Raw genomic sequence first — 16,788 nt, 5'->3', positions numbered from 1 at the left:
ATGAGTTCGCTGCATCCCGTCGTCGCCGAAGTCACCGCGCGCCTCATCGAGCGCAGCCGCGAGAGCCGCACGGCCTATCTCGCACGCATCGAGGCGGCCGCGGGAGGCGATGGCCCGCACCGCGCGCAGCTGTCCTGCGGCAACCTCGCGCACGGCTTCGCCGGCTGCAGCGGCACGGACAAGGCCGCGCTGCGCGAAGGTCGCGCGCCGAACATCGGCATCGTCACCGCCTACAACGACATGCTCTCGGCGCACCGGCCCTACGAGCGCTACCCGGCGCTGATCCGCGAACTCGCGCGCGAGTTCGGCGCCACGGCACAGGTGGCCGGCGGCGTGCCGGCGATGTGCGATGGCGTCACGCAGGGTCGCGCCGGCATGGAGCTGTCGCTGTTCTCGCGCGACGTGATCGCCATGGCCACCGCCGTGGCGCTCTCGCACGACATGTTCGACGGTGCGCTCTACCTGGGCATCTGCGACAAGATCGTGCCGGGCCTGCTGATCGGCGCGCTCAGCTTCGGTCATTTGCCCGGCGCGTTCGTGCCGTCGGGTCCGATGCCCACCGGCATTCCCAACGAGCAGAAATCGAAGGTCCGCCAGGCCTACGCCGAGGGCAAGGCGACGCGCGAGGAACTGCTTGAAGTCGAAGCGGCCTCCTACCACAGCCCCGGCACCTGCACGTTCTACGGCACCGCCAACTCCAACCAGATGCTGATGGAGATCATGGGCCTGCAACTGCCCGGCTCCAGCTTCGTGGCGCCGGACACGCCCTTGCGGGACGCACTCACCCGCGCCGCGGTGCAGGCAGTGGCCATCCACGCGGCGCCGGCCACGCGCCTGCCGCTGGGCCACATCGTCGACGAGCGCGCGGTCGTCAATGGCGTGGTCGGACTGCACGCCACCGGCGGTTCGACCAACCACCTGCTGCATCTGGTCGCGATGGCGCGCGCCGCCGGCATCGCGCTCAGCTGGGACGACTTCGACGCGCTCTCCTCGGTGGTGCCGCTGCTGGCGCGCGTATACCCGAACGGCTACGCCGACGTGAACCAGTTCCACGAGGCCGGCGGCATGGCCTTCCTGATCGATCAGCTGCTCGATGCCGGCCTGCTGCATCCGGATGTGCAGACGCTCGCCGGCAAGGGCCTGGCTGCCTATACCTGCGTGCCGGAGCTCGACGGGGCAGGGCAGCTGGCATGGCGACCGGTCAGCAAGGAAAGCGGCAACCGCGGCGTGCTGCGCCGTGCGGATGAGCCGTTCCGGCCCGATGGTGGCCTGCGCCTGCTCGACGGCAACCTGGGCCGCGCGGTCATCAAGGTATCCGCCGTACCGGAGGATCGCCTGCTGATCGAGGCGCCGGCCGTGGTGTTCGACGACCAGGACGCGGTGCGCGTCGCCTTCGAACGCGGTGAACTCAATCGTGACTTCGTGGCGGTGGTGCGCTTCCAGGGCCCGCAGGCGATCGGCATGCCGGAACTGCACAAGCTCACGCCCACGCTGGCCGTGCTGCAGGATCGCGGCCACCGCATCGCGCTGGTCACCGACGGGCGCATGTCCGGCGCCTCCGGGCGCGTGCCGGCGGCGATCCACGTCACGCCGGAGGCCGCCGCCGGTGGACCGCTGGCGCGCGTGCGCGAGGGCGACATGGTTCGCCTGGATTGTGTCAATGGACGTCTGGACGTCCTGGGCGACGCCGCCGAACTTGCCACGCGCTCGCCCGAGTCGGGCAGCCAGTCCACCCACCAGGCCGGCACCGGCCGCGAGCTGTTCGAGATGTTCCGCCGCAACGCCATGAACGCCGACCTCGGCGCGGGCGTGCTGTAACCCCCAGTAGCTTGCAGACGTCCCCAAGCGGGACTCCTGCAGGAAGCCCTCTACCGCCAGGAAAACCCATGGCCTCGGATGCCTACCAGAACGAACTTGCCAGCCTCATGCGCCTCGCGCCGGTGATCCCGGTGGTCGTGATCGAGGACGCCCGCGCTGCCGTGCCGATGGCGCGTGCGCTGGTCGCCGGCGGCGTGCCCGCGATCGAGGTGACCCTGCGAACTCCCGCTGCGCTGGACGCCGTGCGAGCGATTGCCGCCGAAGTCGAGGGCGCGGTGGTCGGCGTGGGTACGGTGCTGGGCGAGACCGACCTGCGCGCGGCGTACGAGGCCGGGGCCCGTTTCGCCGTGTCGCCGGGTGCCACGGCGCGCTTGCTGGATGCGGCCGAGGACGTCCCGCTGGCCCTGCTCCCCGGCGCGGCCACCGCCAGCGAGGCGATGGGCTTGCTGGAGCGCGGCTATCGCCACCTGAAATTCTTCCCGGCCGTGCCGGCCGGCGGCGCCAGACTGTTGGCCGCATGGGCCGGCCCGCTGCCGCAGCTGCGCTTCTGCCCGACCGGCGGCATCAGCGCGGCGAGCGCCGTCGAATTCCTCGCCCTGCCCAACGTGTTGTGCGTGGGCGGCTCCTGGCTCACCCCGGCGGACAAGCTCGCCGCCGGCGACTGGGCCGGGATCGAGACCCTGGCGCGCGCCGCCGCGAACCTGCGGCCCTAGGCTTTTTGCGGAAGTCCCACCTGGGTGGTGCTGGGAAACCCTCGCCCACAAGTGGGATCCTTCATGAGGCTTAGCGCCGTTCGGGGGTGAGACCGTCCAGTCGCGCCACCAGCGCCGCGTGCGCCGCCGCATCCACCGGCTTGTGCGTGACCTTGTCCGTGGCCGGATAACGACCGAGGAAATGGCCGTTCTTCCAGTCCCGCGCCGGCCGCACCGGTCGCGGCACGAAGCCCCCGCCGCAGTTGGGACACACGCCGCGCAGCACCTGTTCGACGCAGTCCTGGCAGAAGGTGCATTCGAACGAGCAGATGTGCGCCTCGGTCGACGACGGCGGTAGCGGCTTGTCGCAGTGTTCGCAGGTCGGGCGAAGTTCGAGCATGGGAGGCTCCGGTGGAAAGGCGCACATCATGCGCCACGCATACTGCGTCCGCTGTCCACGCAAGGGAAAGCGCGCGTCCCGGTTATTCTTTTCGTCTTTGCCCTGGACTTCGCCATGCCCTTCCTCCTGGCCGCCGCGCTGTGCAGCGTGCTGGTGTCGGTACTGCTCAAGCTTGCCCGCCGGCTGGACGTCGACGTGGGCCAGGCGATCGCCTGGAATTACGTGGTGGCCGCCGCGGCGACCGCGCTGGTGTTCGCGCCGGCGCCATCGACGCTGCACGCCGCCACCGGCGCGTGGCCGGCGCTCGCGGGGCTGGGCCTGCTGCTGCCGACCATCTTCCTGGCGTTGGACGGCTCGGTCCGCAGCGCGGGCATCGTGCGCTCGGAAGTGGCGCAGCGGTTGTCGCTGCTGATCTCGCTGCTGGCGGCGTTCGTCCTGTTCGGCGAATCGCCGAGCGCCGCCAAGGACTGGGGCATCGCAGCGGGACTGGGAGCGCTGGTGAGCCTCATGTGGCGGCCGGCCGGTGAAGGCCAGGCGTCCGCTGGCGCCGGTCGCTGGGCCTATCCGTTGCTGGTGTTCCTCGGCTTCGGCGTGATCGACGTGCTGTTCAAGCGCCTAGCTGGCGCGGGCGTACCGCTGGGAGCGGGGCTGCTGGCGATGTTCTCGCTGGCGCTGCTGGTCTCGCTCGTGCTGCAGGGATGGCGGCTGGCGCGTGGCCAGACGCACCTCGGTGCCCGCAGCCTCGCCGCGGGCCTGCTGCTTGGCCTGCTCAACTTCGGCAACATCCTGTTCTACCTGCGCGCGCACCAGGCGTTGCCGGGGCGACCGGCGCTGGTGTTCGCGGGCATGAACCTGGGCGTGGTGGGGTTGGGCGCACTGGCGGGGCTGCTGGTGTTCCGCGAGCGGCTCTCTCGCGTCAACCTCGCGGGCCTGGGCCTGGCCGTCGTGGCGATTGCCCTGCTGGCGCGGGGCTGAGAGTGACTTCTGGGGTATGAAGTGGCCGCCGGGCGCGCCTATGCTGGCCGCTTCCGTGTGCCTAGGTGAGGTCGTTCGATGCGCAAGCTACCCCTCGTCGCGGCGCTGACCGCGCTGCTGATCGCTCCCGCTGCCTTCGCCGCCGACAAGGACAAGGCCCCCGCCGAGACCCAGCCCGATGCGGCGCTGGCCAAGCCGCACAGCGCCGAGAGCACCGGTTCGGTGAGCGTCGAGGGCAAGCGCGTCGACTACAAGGCGGTCGCCGGCACGCTGGTGCTGCACGAACACGGCGATGACAGCGACGACCCCACCGTGAGCATGTTCTACACCGCCTACTTCAAGCAGGGCGCGGACCCGGCGCGGCGGCCGATCACCTTCATCTACAACGGCGGCCCGGGCTCGGCCACGGTGTGGCTGCACATGGGCGCGTTCGGCCCGAAGCGCGTGGTGACCAGTGACGACAGCCACACGCCGGCGGCGCCCTACGGCCTGGTCAACAACGACTACAGCCTGCTCGACGCCTCCGACCTGGTGTTCATCGATGCGCCCGGCGCCGGCTTCTCGCGCCTGATCGCCGACGACAAGGACAAGTCCAAGCGCGACGCGCAGATGGACAAGCGCAAGAAGGACGTCTACGGCGTCGACGGGGACGGCAAGGCCTTCGCGCAGTTCGTCACCCGTTTCCTGTCCCGATACGGGCGCTGGAACTCGCCCAAGTACCTGTTCGGCGAAAGTTACGGCACCACGCGCTCGGCGGTGCTGGCCAATGATCTGGAGAACGAGGACAGTGTCGACTTGAACGGCATGATCCTGCTTTCGCAGATCCTTTCGTTCGACACCAGCATCGACGGACCCGAGTTCAACCCCGGCGTGGACCTGCCCTACGCGCTGGCGCTGCCGACCTTCGCCGCCACCGCCTACTACCACCACAAGCTGCCGCAGCCGCCGGCGCAACTGGAGCCGTTCCTGCGCGAGGTGGAGCAGTACGCGCTGGGGGACTACGCCAGCGCGCTGATGCAGGGCGCGCACCTGGACGAGGCGCGCAAGCGCGCCGTGGCCGAGAAGCTGCACCAGTACACCGGCCTGCCGGTCGACTACCTGGTCAAGGCCGACCTGCGCGTCACCGGCGGCATGTTCGAGCACGAGCTGCAGTTCGATGGCGGATTTACCACCGGCCGCCTGGACAGCCGCTTCTCCGGTCCCGCGCTGGATCCGCTGGCCAAGGATTCCGAGTACGACCCGCAGTCCTCGGCGATCAGCTCGGCCTACGTGTCGGCCTTCAACGACTACGTGCGCCGGCAACTGAAGTTCGGCGACGGCATGCAATATCGCCTGTTCGCCGACATCGATCACTGGGACTTCGCGCACAAGGCGCCGGGCGTGCACGGCGAGGCGCTGCAGCAATCGACCAACGTGATGCCGGACCTGGCGATCGCGATGAAGACCAACCCGGACCTCAAGGTGTTCTTGAACGGCGGCTACTACGACCTGGCCACGCCCTACTTCGCCGCCGAATACGAAATGAGCCACCTGCCAATCCCGGCCTCGCTGCAGAAGAACATTTCCTACGCCTGGTACCCGTCCGGGCACATGGTCTATGCGCACGAGCAGTCGTTGAAGGAGCTGCACGACAACGTGGCGAAGTTCATCGAGCAGACCGACAACGTGAAGTAACGCTGTTCGCTCTCCTTGGGAGAGCGCGCAGACGAGGACGCAGAGGTACGGGTCGAGCGGACCAATTGCTCCGGCCGCCCCCCCTCGCGAACTTCCCTCCCCCGGGCTTTGGATCGTGCGCTTGCTATGCTCCGGGCGCCCCCCAAGCCCGGTGAAATCCCATGCGCGCCCTGATCGATCGCTATATCGACGCCTACAACCGCCTGGACGTGGACGGCATGCTGGCCACGCTGCATCCGCAGGTGACCTTCGAGAACATCACCGCAGGCGTCACCACGGTACGCACCCAGGGCATCGAGGATTTCCGCCGCCTGGCGCAGAGCACCTTGCCGCTGTTCGCGCGGCGGCGGCAGACTGTCACCGGTTACGTCGAAAACAACGGCGTGGCGCAGGTGGGTATCGCGTTCGAAGGCGTGTTCGCACTGGATCTGCCCAACGGCCCCATGGCCGGGCAGACGATCGCGCTGAACGGCCGCAGCGAGTTTCGCGTGCACGACGGGTTGCTGATCCACGTCGCGGACATCAGCGACTGAGGCCGGTGGTCGGCTGAAGCCCACCAGGGCCTCATACCGCCAGGCCGATGCCTTGAGCCGCGCTGCCAGGTCGACGCAACAGTGCGTTGCGCCAGCGCTGCTGGGTGGCGCCATCGGCCTCCAGCAGGAACTGCGGCTTGTTGGCCACCAGCGCGGCTACCGGCACGCCGTCTTCGTACAGCACGCGGGTGCCGGCCAGCGCGGGCAGCTTGTCGCCGGCCAGCACGGTGCCGACCAGGTTGAGCGGATCGCTGCCGCTGACGCACACCAGCTGCTGCGTGGCCTCCCGCTGGCGCACCGCGCGCAGGGCGCCGATCGCTTCGGGCAGCGCGAACTGCTCGCCGACCAGTCCTTCGACGAAGCGCCCGCCGCGGATCTCGCCGCGCGCCTCCAGCCGGTGGTACACGCGCAGCAGCTCGCGCCAGGAGGGCAGCCACGGGGCTTCGCGCTCGAGCAGTTTCCAGAACACCACGCCGTAGCGACGCAGCAGGACACGCGCAACGTGTTCTGCTTCATCCGAATCAAAGCGGCGCGAAGCGCCACGTTCGCCTCCTCTGCTCTCCGGGGGGAGGATTGAGGTGAGGGGCGGCGCTTGCGTCGAACCCACACCGAGGCTACCCGCAGGCCCCGACCCCTCCTGTGCTCCCTTCGGCGCCACCTTTTCCCCCGGAGGTAGAAGGGATGGGCGGGCCAGCGACCAGCGTCCCGCATCCTCGATCTCGCTCAACGCATGCCGCCGCGCGCGCCGATGCGGGCGCGAGTCGCGCTTGGCGGCCGGCAGCAGCAGCGCGCGCAGGCCGGCGAAACTGTCGGCGGTGACCCGGCCTGCGGCGACCAGTTCGCCCAGCGCGTTCTCCAGCTCGGTGCGCAACAGGTGCGTGGCATCGAGCAGCTCGTCGAAGAACAGCGCGCCATGGCTGGCCAGCGCGTCGGCCACCGCCTGGGCACGCGAGGAGAGCAACTGGTCCTGCGCCAGCTCGCCCGCGGCCATGGACGTCCAGATGGCCATCTGACGGCGTGGCAGCAGCACGATGGGCGTGGCTCTCACGGGGCCCGCGCTGCCGCCGCCGGCGCGCAGGCGGTTCCAGCCGAAGCGCCCGGCACGGCACAACTCGTCCAGCCAGCGACTGGCGTAGTCGCCCACGCGCGCGGGCAGCAGCTCGGTTTCCCAGGCGCCGGCGGCGGCTTCGTAGCCTTCGAGCTGGTGCAGGGTGGCGATCAGGCCGTCCGGGCCTTCCAGCCGCGTGTCGGGCGTCAGGTGCTGCCAGTCGGCGAAGAAGCGGATCAGGTCGCGGCGGCTGACCGGCTCGATCTCACGGCGCAGGCGACCGATGGTGTAGCGATGGATGCGCGCCAGCAGGTGGCGCTCGCACCATTCGATGGCCGGCGCGTCCGGAGTAAAGCGGCCCTGCATGACGTAGCCTTCCGACTGCAGGCGCAGCAGGGCGGGCTCGATGTCGGCCGGGTCGACGGCGAGCGAGGCGGCCAGCGCCGCAGGCGTGGTGGGGCCCAAGCCCCCCAGGCGGCGGCGGACCAGCTCGAGCAAGGCGCCGTCGCGAGTCCACGTCTGGGCGGCGTAGTCGGGCGGCGCGCTGATCGGCGGGTGCAGCGCGGCACCCGCATGGATGGCTTGCCAAAGCGGCAACACTTCGGCGGCGACCCACACATCCGCGAGAGAGGGAGCCCGGGCCGGGGTGACAAGGAGGCGTGTGGCACGGTGGTGTTTCGCGAGGGTGTCCAGGCGTTCCTGCCACCCGGCATTGCCAGCCACTTCGTCGGCCGTGACGAATCCCAGCAGCGTCAGCGCCTCATGCATTTCATCGCCGCTGCGCACCTGCGGCCAGGCCTCCTCGCGCACGGCGGCGATCGCGTCCGGATCGAGCCGGCCAAGGTCGTCGGCGTCCTCGGCGTTCCAGCGGCGGTTCTGCACCGCCTGCGTGCGCCGCTCTTCCAGCGGCGCGTCGTCGAGGTAGGCGTAGGGCGCGGCCGTGAGTACTTCGGAGGCGAGCGGGCTGGGGCCGGTGAGGTCGCGCGCGACTACCGTGATCGCACCCGTTTCGAAGCCGCGCAGGATACGCAGCAGCCCATCGACGTCCATCGCCTCGCGCAGGCAGTCGTGCAGGGTCTGGTTGACCAGCGGGTGGTCGGGAATCTGCCGCTCGCCGACGATGTTCTCCAGACAGGCCACCTGGTCGGGAAAAACGGTGGCGAGCAGGTCCTCGCTCTTCATGCGCTGGATCTGCGGCGGGGTCTTCTTGCCCCCGGTATAGCGCGGCAGCGCCAACGCGGTGACCGCATTCCAGCGCCAGCGGGCGGGGAACAGGGGCGCATCCAGCAGCGCCTGCACCAGCACGTGCTCGGCCGAGTTCGAATGCAGGTAACGCGAGACTTCCTCCAGCGGAAAACTGTGGCTGGTCGAGAGCGACAGCACGATCGCGTCCTCGGTCGCCGCCGCCTGCAGCTCGAAGTTGAACTGGCGGCAGAAGCGCTTGCGCAGCGCCAGGCCCCAGGCGCGGTTGATGCGGCTGCCGAAGGGCGTGTGGATCACCAGCTGGGTGCCGCCCGATTCGTCGAAGAAGCGCTCGAACACGATCGTGTGCTGGGTCGGCAGCACGCCGAGCGCGACCTTGGCGCGATGCAGGTAGTCGGCCAGTTGCTGCGCGGCCGCCTCGCCCATGCCGAGCGTCGAACGCAGCCATGCCAACGCCGCGGCGACGCCGCCGGTGTCCAGGTGATGGGCGATCTCCTCGCGCAGCCGCGCCACGCCAAAGGAGAGTTCGTCGCTGCGCCCCGGTGCCTCGCCCAGCCAGAACGGAATGCTCGGTGGCGCGCCGTGCGCGTCTTCCACCCGCAGGCGGTCGCGCTCCACGCGCAGGATGCGATAGCTGGTATTGCCGAGCTGGAACACGTCGCCGGCCAGGCTCTCGACCGCGAAGTCCTCATTGACCGAACCGATGATGGTGTTCTGCGGCTCCATCACCACCAGGTAATCGGCCGTGTCCGGGATCGTTCCGCCGGAGGTCACCGCGGTCAGCCGCGCGTTGCGGCGCGCACGCAATTGGCGATGTACGGCATCGCGGTGGATGTAAGCGGCGCGTGCGCCACGCCGGGTGCTGAAACCCTCGGCGAGCATCCGCACGATCGCGTCGAACTGTTCGCGCGGCAGCTCGCGATAGGGATGCGCGCCGCGCACCAGCGCGTACAGTGCGTCCTCGTCCCATTCCTGGCTGGCCACCTCGGCCACGATCTGTTGCGAGAGTACGTCCAGCGGTTGCACCGGCTGCACCAGCGCATCGAGTTCGCTGCGGCGCACGCAGTCGAGCAGCGCGGCGCATTCGAGCAGGTCGTCGCGGCTGGTCGGGAACAGGCGCGCCTTGGGCGTGCCGTTGACCGCGTGGCCGGAGCGGCCGGCACGCTGCAGGAATGCAGCGATCGAGCGCGGCGAGGCAAGCTGGCAGACCAGGTCGACGTCGCCGATGTCGATGCCCAGTTCCAGCGAGGCAGTGGCGACCAGCAGTTTCAGTTCGCCGCGCTTGAGGCGCTGCTCGGCGTCGAGCCGCAACTCCTTGGCCAGGCTGCCGTGGTGCGCGGCCACCGCCTCCTTGCCCAGCCGCTCGGCCAGGTGCCTGGCGGCGCGCTCGGCCATGCGACGGGTGTTGACGAAGACCAGGGTGGTGCGATGTTCGCGGGCGAGCTGGGCGAGGCGGTCGTAGACGGTGCCCCAGCTGTCGTTGGACATCACCGCTTCGAGCGGCACGGGCGGCACTTCGATGGCGAGGTCGCGGGGGCGGGTGTGGCCCACGTCGACGATCGCGCAACTCGTTGCTTCCTTCTCCCCCGGACTTGATGAGAGCGGGGGGAGAAGGTGACCCGAAGGGTCGGGTGAGGGGTCGAGGCTCGCGGGCAATCCCAGCAAGGGATCCCCGCGAGATTGGCCCCTCGCCTCAATCCTCTCCCCGGCGGGGAGAGGAGGCGAAGGCGGCGCTTTGCGCTGCGAAGGCTTTGATAAAGGCGCGCGCGCTCCGACCAGGAACCGCGCCACCTCTTCGATCGGCTTCTGCGTCGCCGACAATCCGATCCGCTGCAGCGGCCGCTGGCACAACGACTCCAGCCGCTCCAGCGACAAGGCCAGGTGCGTGCCGCGCTTCGAATTGGCCAGCGCGTGGATCTCGTCGACGATCACCGCGCGCGTGCTCTTGAGCATCTGGCGTCCGGACGCCGAACCCAGCAATACGTACAACGACTCGGGCGTGGTGACCAGGATGTGCGGGCTGACCTTGCGCATCAGTGCACGCGCGGCCTGCGGCGTGTCGCCGGTGCGCACCGCGGTGCGGATCGCCACGTCCGGCAATCCTTCGGCCTCCAGTTCGGCGCGGATGCCTTCCAATGGCGCTTCGAGGTTGATGTGGATGTCGTTGGACAGTGCCTTGAGCGGCGAGACGTAAACCACCCGCGTCTCGTCCGGCAACGCGCCGCCGTGGGCCACGCCCTCACGCACCAACGCGTCGATGGCGGCAAGGAAAGCGGTGAGCGTCTTGCCCGAGCCGGTTGGCGCGGCCACCAGCGTGTGGCGGCCGGCGTGGATGTTCGGCCACGCGCCCACCTGCGCCGCGGTGGGCGCCGGGAAGCTGCGCTGGAACCAGCGCGCGACAGCAGGATGGAAGTGTTCGAGCGGCATGGCGGCCGGGGCGGGTTTGGCGTTCCCGATGATATAGGGGCTCCCGTCTCATACTTCGAGCCTGTTCAGGGCGCTGCCGTCGGGCTAGCTTAAGGGACGGGCAAACGAGGCAGGCGCGTGGATGCACAGTGGCAGGAAGGCAGGGAAACGCTCGGCTGGCTGAGCCTGGCCGGCGGCCGGCGGCTGTGCACGCACGAGTGGCCGCTGGCCGGTGCCCGCGCCGGCGTGCTGATAGTGCACGGGCTGGGCGAGCACGCCGGCCGCTACGGTCCGTTGGCCGCCTGGTTCAACACGCGCGGCTATGCAGTGCGCAGCTACGATCAGCGCGGGCATGGCCGTTCGCCCGGTCGGCGGGGCGCGCTGTCGAGGCCGCTGGAATTGATCGACGACCTGGCCGGGATGTACGACGACTTCGCCGCCAGCCTGCCCGCACCACCACTGTTGTTGGGTCACAGCATGGGCGGGCTGGTCGCGCTGCGCGCCGTGCTCGACCGTCGCGTGGCGCCACCTGCGCTGGTGCTTTCCTCACCGGCGCTGCGGGCCTGGACGCCGGCGTGGGAACAGGCGCTGGCCACGCGGCTGGCCCGTGTGCTGCCGAACCTGCCCTTGCGCAGCGGGCTGCCGTTCGAAGCGCTGTCGCACGAGGCGACGGTAGTCGAGGCCTACCGGGACGATCCGTTGCGCTCGGGCTGGATCACTCCGCGCCTGGCGCGCTTCATTTTCGAAAGCGGCCGGCATTGCATCGACGTCGCCGCGTCGCTGTCGGTACCCACGCTGCTGCTGGTGGCTGGCGCCGACCGGCTGGTCGATGCGCGCGGCAGCCTTGCGTTCGCCGACGCCGCGCGGGCGAGTGGCCACCTGACGATGCACGTGTACGAGGAACTGTTCCACGAGCTGTTCAACGAGGCCGAACCCGGTCGCGCCCGGGTCCTCGCGCAACTCGAGGCGTGGCTCGCGCGAATCCCGCAAGGTGAGCTTCAGCCCACCTGCCGTGTGGTGGACTGAAGTCACCCTACCGATCAGCCAGTTGTTGCCCGGGCGCGTTGCCCGACTCGCAGGGCGCGTGCCCGCAACCGCACGGTCCCCCGGCCGGTTCGTCGACCGTCTGGCGGCAGTGTTCGGAGCAGTAGGTGTCGCCCACCGGCACACTGCAGCGACAGGCCGGGTGGGCGCAGCGCTGGTGGGCGGTGGCGTTCATCGTCTCAACGCGTGCTGCTGCCCGAAGCCGGCATACGCATCGAGCCGTTGTCGTCCATTGGCGTGGTGTCGGTGTGGTCCATCGCGTCGTTGCGATGCATGCCCCCGCCGGGGAGCTGCTCGGCCATCTGCAGGTGCATCTTCAGCGCCGGCAGCGTGGTGCTGGCGAACTGCTTGAGGTCGGGGTCGCTGCCGTTCGCGCTTTCCATGCCGAACAACTCGATGGCGTCGCGGTGGTCCTTGACCATCGCCTGCGCGTAGGCCTGGTCGAAGGCGGTGCCGCTGAGCGATTTGAGGTGATCGGCCTCCTGCTTCTGCGTCGGCATCGGCTCGGTGGGCAGGGACACCTGTTTGCGCTGGGCAATGCTCACCAGCTGGTCGCCGGCCTTGGTGTGGTCATCGATGATGCGCTGGGCCAGCTGTTTGACCTCGGCATTGCCGGACTTGTCCAGCGCGATGCGCCCGGCCTGGATCTCGGCCGTGTTGGCGGCGGCGGCCTTGCGCATGAACATCGCGTCGCGGCTGCCGTCGCTCTGCATGCTGGGGGTCATGCGGTCGCCGCTGTCGTGGGCCGCGCCGTTCTGCGCGACCGCGCCAAAGGACAGGCCGGCGAGCAGCGCGGTGCCGAGCACCAGGCAGATGCGTCGTGCAGTCATGGTGTTCTCCTTTTGGATGGGTTGCGGCCCCCGGGTCTGGCGGGGGCGCGATCAATCGCCTTCCTCGTCCTTCTGTTCCGTCCGGCCGGACTTGGTATCGCCGCGACGGCCGTGGCTGGCTTCGCCGCCCTTGCGCCCGATCGCCGCCATGTGCTCTCGGTTGGCGCTCACCGCCTCGCCGCCTTTCTGGCCGGCGCGGCGCGCTTCATCGGACGTGAACTGATGGGCATGGCCGCTGGCATGCGCCGCGCGACCACCCTCGCTGGCGATCTCGCGCTGGCGCTCCTCGTCCATGCTGGCGAAGCCGCGCTTGCTGGTGCTGCTGCCTGGGTTCTTGCTGGACATGTCGGTGCTCTCTTCATGCGTTCGGGGGACGTCGAGCAACGGGGGCCCGACGGCGCGCCGCATTGCGCGGCGACTGCCGTGTGGTGGCAACATCCATGCCAGTCTGGAAGTGCGCCGAACGCCGCCGTTTCGCGGCCAACGTCGTCGACAGGACGGATGCTGTCGCGCCTGCTCGCAAGCGGTCGCGGCAAAACTACAAAGCCGCTTGGAAAAGTTGCCGGGACGGGCAGCTACGGGCAGTGACGGCCGTGTGGACGGGGGCTAGACGTTTGCGCCGGGCGGGATGAAAGCATCGCCCGCGGCCCGGCTCCGGCGGACAGCGCGCGGCTTTTTTTGCAGCAGCCCTTCGTGGGCGAGGCTTTGCCGCGGGTTAGTTCAGATCGGAACGGCGCAACGGGCGCGGCGGCTCGGCGAGCAGGCCCCGGGCCAGCTCCGCGCAGCGCAGGCAGCCGCTGCCGATCTGGTTGAGCACGGTGAGCACGCCGGCGTGTTCCTTGCGCTCGAGCATCAGCGCGGCAAGATCCGTGCGCATCAGGATGACGTTGAGCGCGTTGTTGATGGCATCGACCACCGGCACCGGATCGGTGTTCTGTTCCTGCTCTGTCGCCTCGCGCCGTTCGCGCTGCAGCAGCACCGCCAGCCAGGCACCGACGTGCGCCAGCGCAGCGCGTTCTTCCGCGTCGAGCATGCGCGGGCGGTAGAGCGCCAGGCCCAGCGCGGCTGCCGGCCGGCGCGCGCGGCGGCACGGCAGGGCGATCGCGCGAAGGCGGGCGCTGCCGTCGCGTTCGCGGGCATCGCTGCGTTCCACGGTGAGTGCCGAGCGCAGCGACTGCGTGGCCACCTGCCCGGCCAGCGCCCGCGCGTCGCGGCGCGAGGGCGGTGGCGGGGGCAGCTGCCAGCAGTAGCGGCCCTGCCCGCTGGGCCGGTGCGGCGCCACCAGCAGGCACACTTCGGCGTGCCATTGCAGGCTGACATGTTGCAGCAGGCGGGTGATCGCCTCCTCGGCGGAGGAGGCATCTAGCGCTTGCAACGTTGTCGGCAGCGGCAGGGGGATGGGGGTGATGGCTGAGCTTGCCGGTCGTGCGTTCATTTCATTCGCGGTCTTCGTGCTGGTAACGCGACAGCTTGTTGTAGATCGTCTTGAGGCTGACCCCCAACGCCTCGGCCGTTCGCGTCTTGTCGTTGTCGAAATGCGCAAGCGTGCGCAGGAGCATCTGTTTTTCCATTTCCTCGATCGTCATGCCGATGCGAAAGGGCATGCTGCCGTGGTCGTGCGCCTGGTGCAGCGGATGCTGCGGTGGTTGGGCGATATGCATGTCCAGCTCCTCGCCGGACATCACCCATGCGCGCTGCACGGCGTGCTTGAGCTCGCGCGCGTTGCCCGGCCAGTCGTAGGTGAACAGCCGGCGCACCGCATCGGGGGCGAAGCGGCGCGAGGTGCCGTAGCGTTCGTTGAGCCGGTCCAGGAAGCGTTGGGCCAGCAGCGGGATGTCGCTGGCGTGTTCGCGCAGCGGCGGCATCGCCAGCGGGAAATCCATCAGGCGGTAGTAGAGGTCGGCGCGCAGCACGCCGTCGCGCACCGCCTGCATCGGATCGCGGTTGGTCGCGGCGATCACGCGCACGTCCACCGGCTTGCTGGCGCTGGCGCCGAGGCGGGTGACGTCGCGCTCCTCCAGCACGCGCAGCAAGTGCGTCTGCAACTGCAGCGGCATCTCCGTGCATTCGTCCAGGAACAGCGTGCCGCCCTGCGCCTGCTCGAAGAAGCCGGCGTGGTCCTTGACCGCGCCGGTAAAGCTGCCGCGCTCGTGGCCGAACAGCTGGCTGGTGAGAAGATCCGGTGCGATCGCGCCGCAATTGACCGCGACGAAGCGACCGCTGCGCTCGCTGTACCGGTGCAGCGCGCGCGCGGCCAGTTCCTTGCCGGTGCCGCTTTCGCCGTGGATCAGCACCGTCACGTCCAGTGGCGCGACGCGGCGGATCTTCTCGAACAGCTGCTGCATCACCGCGCTCGTGCCGATCAGCTCGCCGCAGCGCTCGCTTTCTTCCTGCGAGGCGGCGCGCAGCTTGGCCGCGGCGATCGCCTGGTCGAGCAGGCAGGTGATCTGCGCGCCCTCGATCGGCTTGATCAGGTAATCGAGTACGGGCAATTGCAGCGCACGCACGGCGGTCTCCACCGAAGGATGTCCAGTGACCACGACCACCTGCCCGGTCTGTTGCGGGTCCAGGCGGTCGATCAGTTCCAGGCCGTTGCCATCGGGCAACGACAGGTCGAGCAACAAGAGATCGAATCGCCGTTCGGCCGTGAGCTTGAGCGCGTGCGCCAGGCTGGCGGCACCGGTGACGGTGCATTCTTTCGGTTCGGCAAAGGCGGTTACCACGTCTAGGAATTGAAGGTCGTCGTCAACGAGCAGGATGGAAGCAGTCGTCGGCACAGGTTCACCGGGGAGGGGTCGGTGACCCCAAGCTGTCTCGTGGAGGAATCGGGGCGCGCCTGCGCGCCCGTGGATCCACGGCGACAGCTAGAACTGCGCAGCGCTTGGCAGGTCGGCGTGGACGAAACCGACGATGCCCCAAGCGAAGTGCAAGTAGCGTCGAAGAGATGTTCCCAGTTGTAAGGGTTGCCCGACACGCGTGTGGCGTATGCCGTACGCGCGCCTGCGCTTATCGCGTTGCGCGCGTCTGCGTTGTCGTGCAGGCAGGTTTGTGCAGCGCGCGTCAATGTCGGCTGCGTCCGCCGATGTCGCCGTTGCCCTTGTCGGCGTCGCCGCCCGAGGGAGCCGTACCGGCGGTCGCGCCACCGGACGATCCAGTGGCCGACGTACCGCCGGGCCCGCTGGCTGGCGAAGCTGTCGTGGCTTGCGCGCTGGTGTCCGCATCGCCGCGAGTTACGCGCAGATGGTTCTGGATGTCCTTCACGCCGCCCAGGTCGTCGATGATGTCCTCCGCGGCGTGCTTCATCCAGCGCGCGCGGACGGTCCCCTCGAGCGTGACCGTCCCCTGGTTCACCTTCACCTCGATATCGCTGGCGTCCAGGTCCGCGTCGGTCAGCCGCTCGCAGGCGAGCTCGCGCAGGCGTTCGTCGCTGCGCTCGTAACCGCGGGGCTGCGTGCCGCGGAACTGGCCACGCTGGTCGCCTTCGTCGAACCAGTAGCGCTTGCCCTCCTGGCGGAAGCCGGCCCCACCGTAGGTATCGGTGCGCGCGTATTGACTGCCGAGCTCGCCACGTCCGGATGACGCGCGGCCGCCTTCCGCACCGTAGCGCGGGCCCTCGTAATCGTGTTCCTGCGTCCAGCTGGCGCGCATGCGATCGCTGCGCGCGTCGTCCTGCCGGTTGCCCTGGCCGTAGGCGCGATCGGCGTCGTAGCCGCTGTTGCTCTGGCCGTGGCGCGGCTCGTTCCGCCAGGTGCCCGCGGAGCGGCCGTAGCCGTGGGCGCGGTGGCGGTCGTCCGCATTGCGATAGCCCTCCGCGAAGTGGCGCTCGGCGTCGGTGTCCAGGCCGTAGCGCGCATCGCCGCGCGCGTCGCGCGGACGTGCCCACAGCTCGTCATCTTCGCGATAGCTGCCACCGTAGCGCGCCGGCTGTTCGCTCCGGTCGGGCGCGCGACCGCCCTCGAAGTCGCGGCGCGGGTGTGCGGCCTGCCAGGGGCGTTCTTCGTCGCCGCCGTACGCGCGGACCTGCCGACCCGCTTCGTACGGATCGCGCAGGTTGCGTTCGCGGATCCGCTCTTCGCGGGTGCGATAGCGTGACCTTTCGTCGTCGTGTCGATCGTCGTCTCGGCTCATGGAACCTCCGGTGGGATGGGTGGGCGAAAAAATTGCA

At 69.5% G+C, this 16,788-nt stretch carries 14 protein-coding genes; 6 read left to right on the top strand and 8 right to left on the bottom strand.

The window, feature by feature from the left end; genetic code table 11:
• Together edd and eda are read left to right on the top strand one after the other, a co-directional pair.
• Positions 1-1,818, top strand: coding sequence for a phosphogluconate dehydratase (gene edd / locus ACFWZ4_RS07735; protein WP_439704140.1), 1,818 nt, complete (start codon positions 1-3; stop codon positions 1,816-1,818).
• A 68-nt stretch (positions 1,819-1,886) separates the two neighbouring features.
• Complete coding sequence (gene eda / locus ACFWZ4_RS07730; protein ID WP_439704139.1) at positions 1,887-2,531, top strand: bifunctional 4-hydroxy-2-oxoglutarate aldolase/2-dehydro-3-deoxy-phosphogluconate aldolase; 645 nt, start codon at positions 1,887-1,889, stop codon at positions 2,529-2,531.
• A gap of 70 nt (positions 2,532-2,601) precedes the next feature.
• Here eda and ACFWZ4_RS07725 read toward each other — a convergent pair whose 3' ends face one another.
• A complete protein-coding gene (locus tag ACFWZ4_RS07725) occupies positions 2,602-2,910 on the bottom strand; it encodes a DUF1272 domain-containing protein (protein ID WP_439704138.1) in 309 nt (102 codons plus the stop codon).
• Positions 2,911-3,024: 114 nt separating this feature from the next.
• Here ACFWZ4_RS07725 and ACFWZ4_RS07720 point away from each other — a divergent pair, with 114 nt between their 5' ends.
• The 3 genes from ACFWZ4_RS07720 (at position 3,025) to ACFWZ4_RS07710 (ending at position 6,092) form a co-directional block, all read left to right on the top strand.
• Complete coding sequence (locus ACFWZ4_RS07720; protein WP_439704137.1) at positions 3,025-3,885, top strand: EamA/RhaT family transporter; 861 nt, start codon at positions 3,025-3,027, stop codon at positions 3,883-3,885.
• A 78-nt stretch (positions 3,886-3,963) separates the two neighbouring features.
• The gene (locus ACFWZ4_RS07715) at positions 3,964-5,559 is read left to right on the top strand and encodes a S10 family peptidase (RefSeq protein WP_439704136.1); all 1,596 of its coding nucleotides are present in this window, start codon (positions 3,964-3,966) and stop codon (positions 5,557-5,559) included.
• Between the two features lie 161 nt (positions 5,560-5,720).
• Positions 5,721-6,092, top strand: coding sequence for a nuclear transport factor 2 family protein (locus tag ACFWZ4_RS07710; RefSeq protein WP_439704135.1), 372 nt, complete (start codon positions 5,721-5,723; stop codon positions 6,090-6,092).
• Positions 6,093-6,123: 31 nt separating this feature from the next.
• On the opposite strand, the gene ACFWZ4_RS07705 is transcribed toward ACFWZ4_RS07710, so the two are convergent.
• On the bottom strand, positions 6,124-10,770 hold the full coding sequence (locus ACFWZ4_RS07705; RefSeq protein ID WP_439704134.1) for a DEAD/DEAH box helicase: 4,647 nt from the start codon (positions 10,768-10,770) through the stop codon (positions 6,124-6,126).
• Between the two features lie 117 nt (positions 10,771-10,887).
• Between ACFWZ4_RS07705 and ACFWZ4_RS07700 the strand changes: the two genes are divergently transcribed.
• A complete protein-coding gene (locus tag ACFWZ4_RS07700; RefSeq protein WP_439704133.1) occupies positions 10,888-11,775 on the top strand; it encodes an alpha/beta hydrolase in 888 nt (295 codons plus the stop codon).
• Between the two features lie 7 nt (positions 11,776-11,782).
• On the opposite strand, the gene ACFWZ4_RS07695 is transcribed toward ACFWZ4_RS07700, so the two are convergent.
• The 6 genes from ACFWZ4_RS07695 to ACFWZ4_RS07670 all read right to left on the bottom strand — a co-directional run bounded on the left by ACFWZ4_RS07695 (position 11,783) and on the right by ACFWZ4_RS07670 (position 16,751).
• Positions 11,783-11,968 carry a hypothetical protein gene (locus tag ACFWZ4_RS07695; RefSeq protein ID WP_439704132.1) on the bottom strand — a complete coding sequence of 62 codons (186 nt, stop codon included), beginning with the start codon at positions 11,966-11,968 and terminating at the stop codon, positions 11,783-11,785.
• Positions 11,969-11,972: 4 nt separating this feature from the next.
• Positions 11,973-12,623, bottom strand: a complete 651-nt coding sequence (locus tag ACFWZ4_RS07690) for a DUF4142 domain-containing protein (RefSeq protein ID WP_439704131.1) — start codon at positions 12,621-12,623, stop codon at positions 11,973-11,975.
• A 51-nt stretch (positions 12,624-12,674) separates the two neighbouring features.
• Positions 12,675-12,968 carry a KGG domain-containing protein gene (locus ACFWZ4_RS07685; RefSeq protein WP_231322745.1) on the bottom strand — a complete coding sequence of 98 codons (294 nt, stop codon included), beginning with the start codon at positions 12,966-12,968 and terminating at the stop codon, positions 12,675-12,677.
• A gap of 370 nt (positions 12,969-13,338) precedes the next feature.
• A complete protein-coding gene (locus ACFWZ4_RS07680; protein ID WP_439704130.1) occupies positions 13,339-14,058 on the bottom strand; it encodes a hypothetical protein in 720 nt (239 codons plus the stop codon).
• 1 nt (position 14,059) lies between these two features.
• Complete coding sequence (locus tag ACFWZ4_RS07675; RefSeq protein ID WP_439704129.1) at positions 14,060-15,400, bottom strand: sigma-54-dependent transcriptional regulator; 1,341 nt, start codon at positions 15,398-15,400, stop codon at positions 14,060-14,062.
• A gap of 283 nt (positions 15,401-15,683) precedes the next feature.
• Positions 15,684-16,751: a BON domain-containing protein gene (locus ACFWZ4_RS07670; protein WP_439704128.1), complete on the bottom strand. Its 1,068-nt coding sequence runs from the start codon at positions 16,749-16,751 to the stop codon at positions 15,684-15,686.
• Between the last annotated feature and the right edge of the window lie 37 nt (positions 16,752-16,788).

Origin of the sequence: Frateuria sp. GZRe12, from assembly GCF_051900535.1 — a bacterium.
Classification (GTDB): domain Bacteria; phylum Pseudomonadota; class Gammaproteobacteria; order Xanthomonadales; family Rhodanobacteraceae; genus Frateuria_A.
The sequence above is the reverse complement of the archived record's forward strand: the minus strand, read 5'-3'. Positions and strand labels throughout refer to the sequence as shown.

Coding starts and splice junctions, on each gene's coding strand:
- ACFWZ4_RS07715 (WP_439704136.1), top strand. CDS start 3,964: ATGCGCAAGCTACCCCTCGTCGCGGCGCTGACCGCGCTGCTGATCGCT.
- ACFWZ4_RS07680 (WP_439704130.1), bottom strand. CDS start 14,058: ATGAACGCACGACCGGCAAGCTCAGCCATCACCCCCATCCCCCTGCCG.
- edd (WP_439704140.1), top strand. CDS start 1: ATGAGTTCGCTGCATCCCGTCGTCGCCGAAGTCACCGCGCGCCTCATC.
- ACFWZ4_RS07705 (WP_439704134.1), bottom strand. CDS start 10,770: ATGCCGCTCGAACACTTCCATCCTGCTGTCGCGCGCTGGTTCCAGCGC.
- ACFWZ4_RS07670 (WP_439704128.1), bottom strand. CDS start 16,751: ATGAGCCGAGACGACGATCGACACGACGACGAAAGGTCACGCTATCGC.
- ACFWZ4_RS07690 (WP_439704131.1), bottom strand. CDS start 12,623: ATGACTGCACGACGCATCTGCCTGGTGCTCGGCACCGCGCTGCTCGCC.
- ACFWZ4_RS07685 (WP_231322745.1), bottom strand. CDS start 12,968: ATGTCCAGCAAGAACCCAGGCAGCAGCACCAGCAAGCGCGGCTTCGCC.
- ACFWZ4_RS07725 (WP_439704138.1), bottom strand. CDS start 2,910: ATGCTCGAACTTCGCCCGACCTGCGAACACTGCGACAAGCCGCTACCG.
- ACFWZ4_RS07720 (WP_439704137.1), top strand. CDS start 3,025: ATGCCCTTCCTCCTGGCCGCCGCGCTGTGCAGCGTGCTGGTGTCGGTA.
- ACFWZ4_RS07710 (WP_439704135.1), top strand. CDS start 5,721: ATGCGCGCCCTGATCGATCGCTATATCGACGCCTACAACCGCCTGGAC.
- ACFWZ4_RS07695 (WP_439704132.1), bottom strand. CDS start 11,968: ATGAACGCCACCGCCCACCAGCGCTGCGCCCACCCGGCCTGTCGCTGC.
- eda (WP_439704139.1), top strand. CDS start 1,887: ATGGCCTCGGATGCCTACCAGAACGAACTTGCCAGCCTCATGCGCCTC.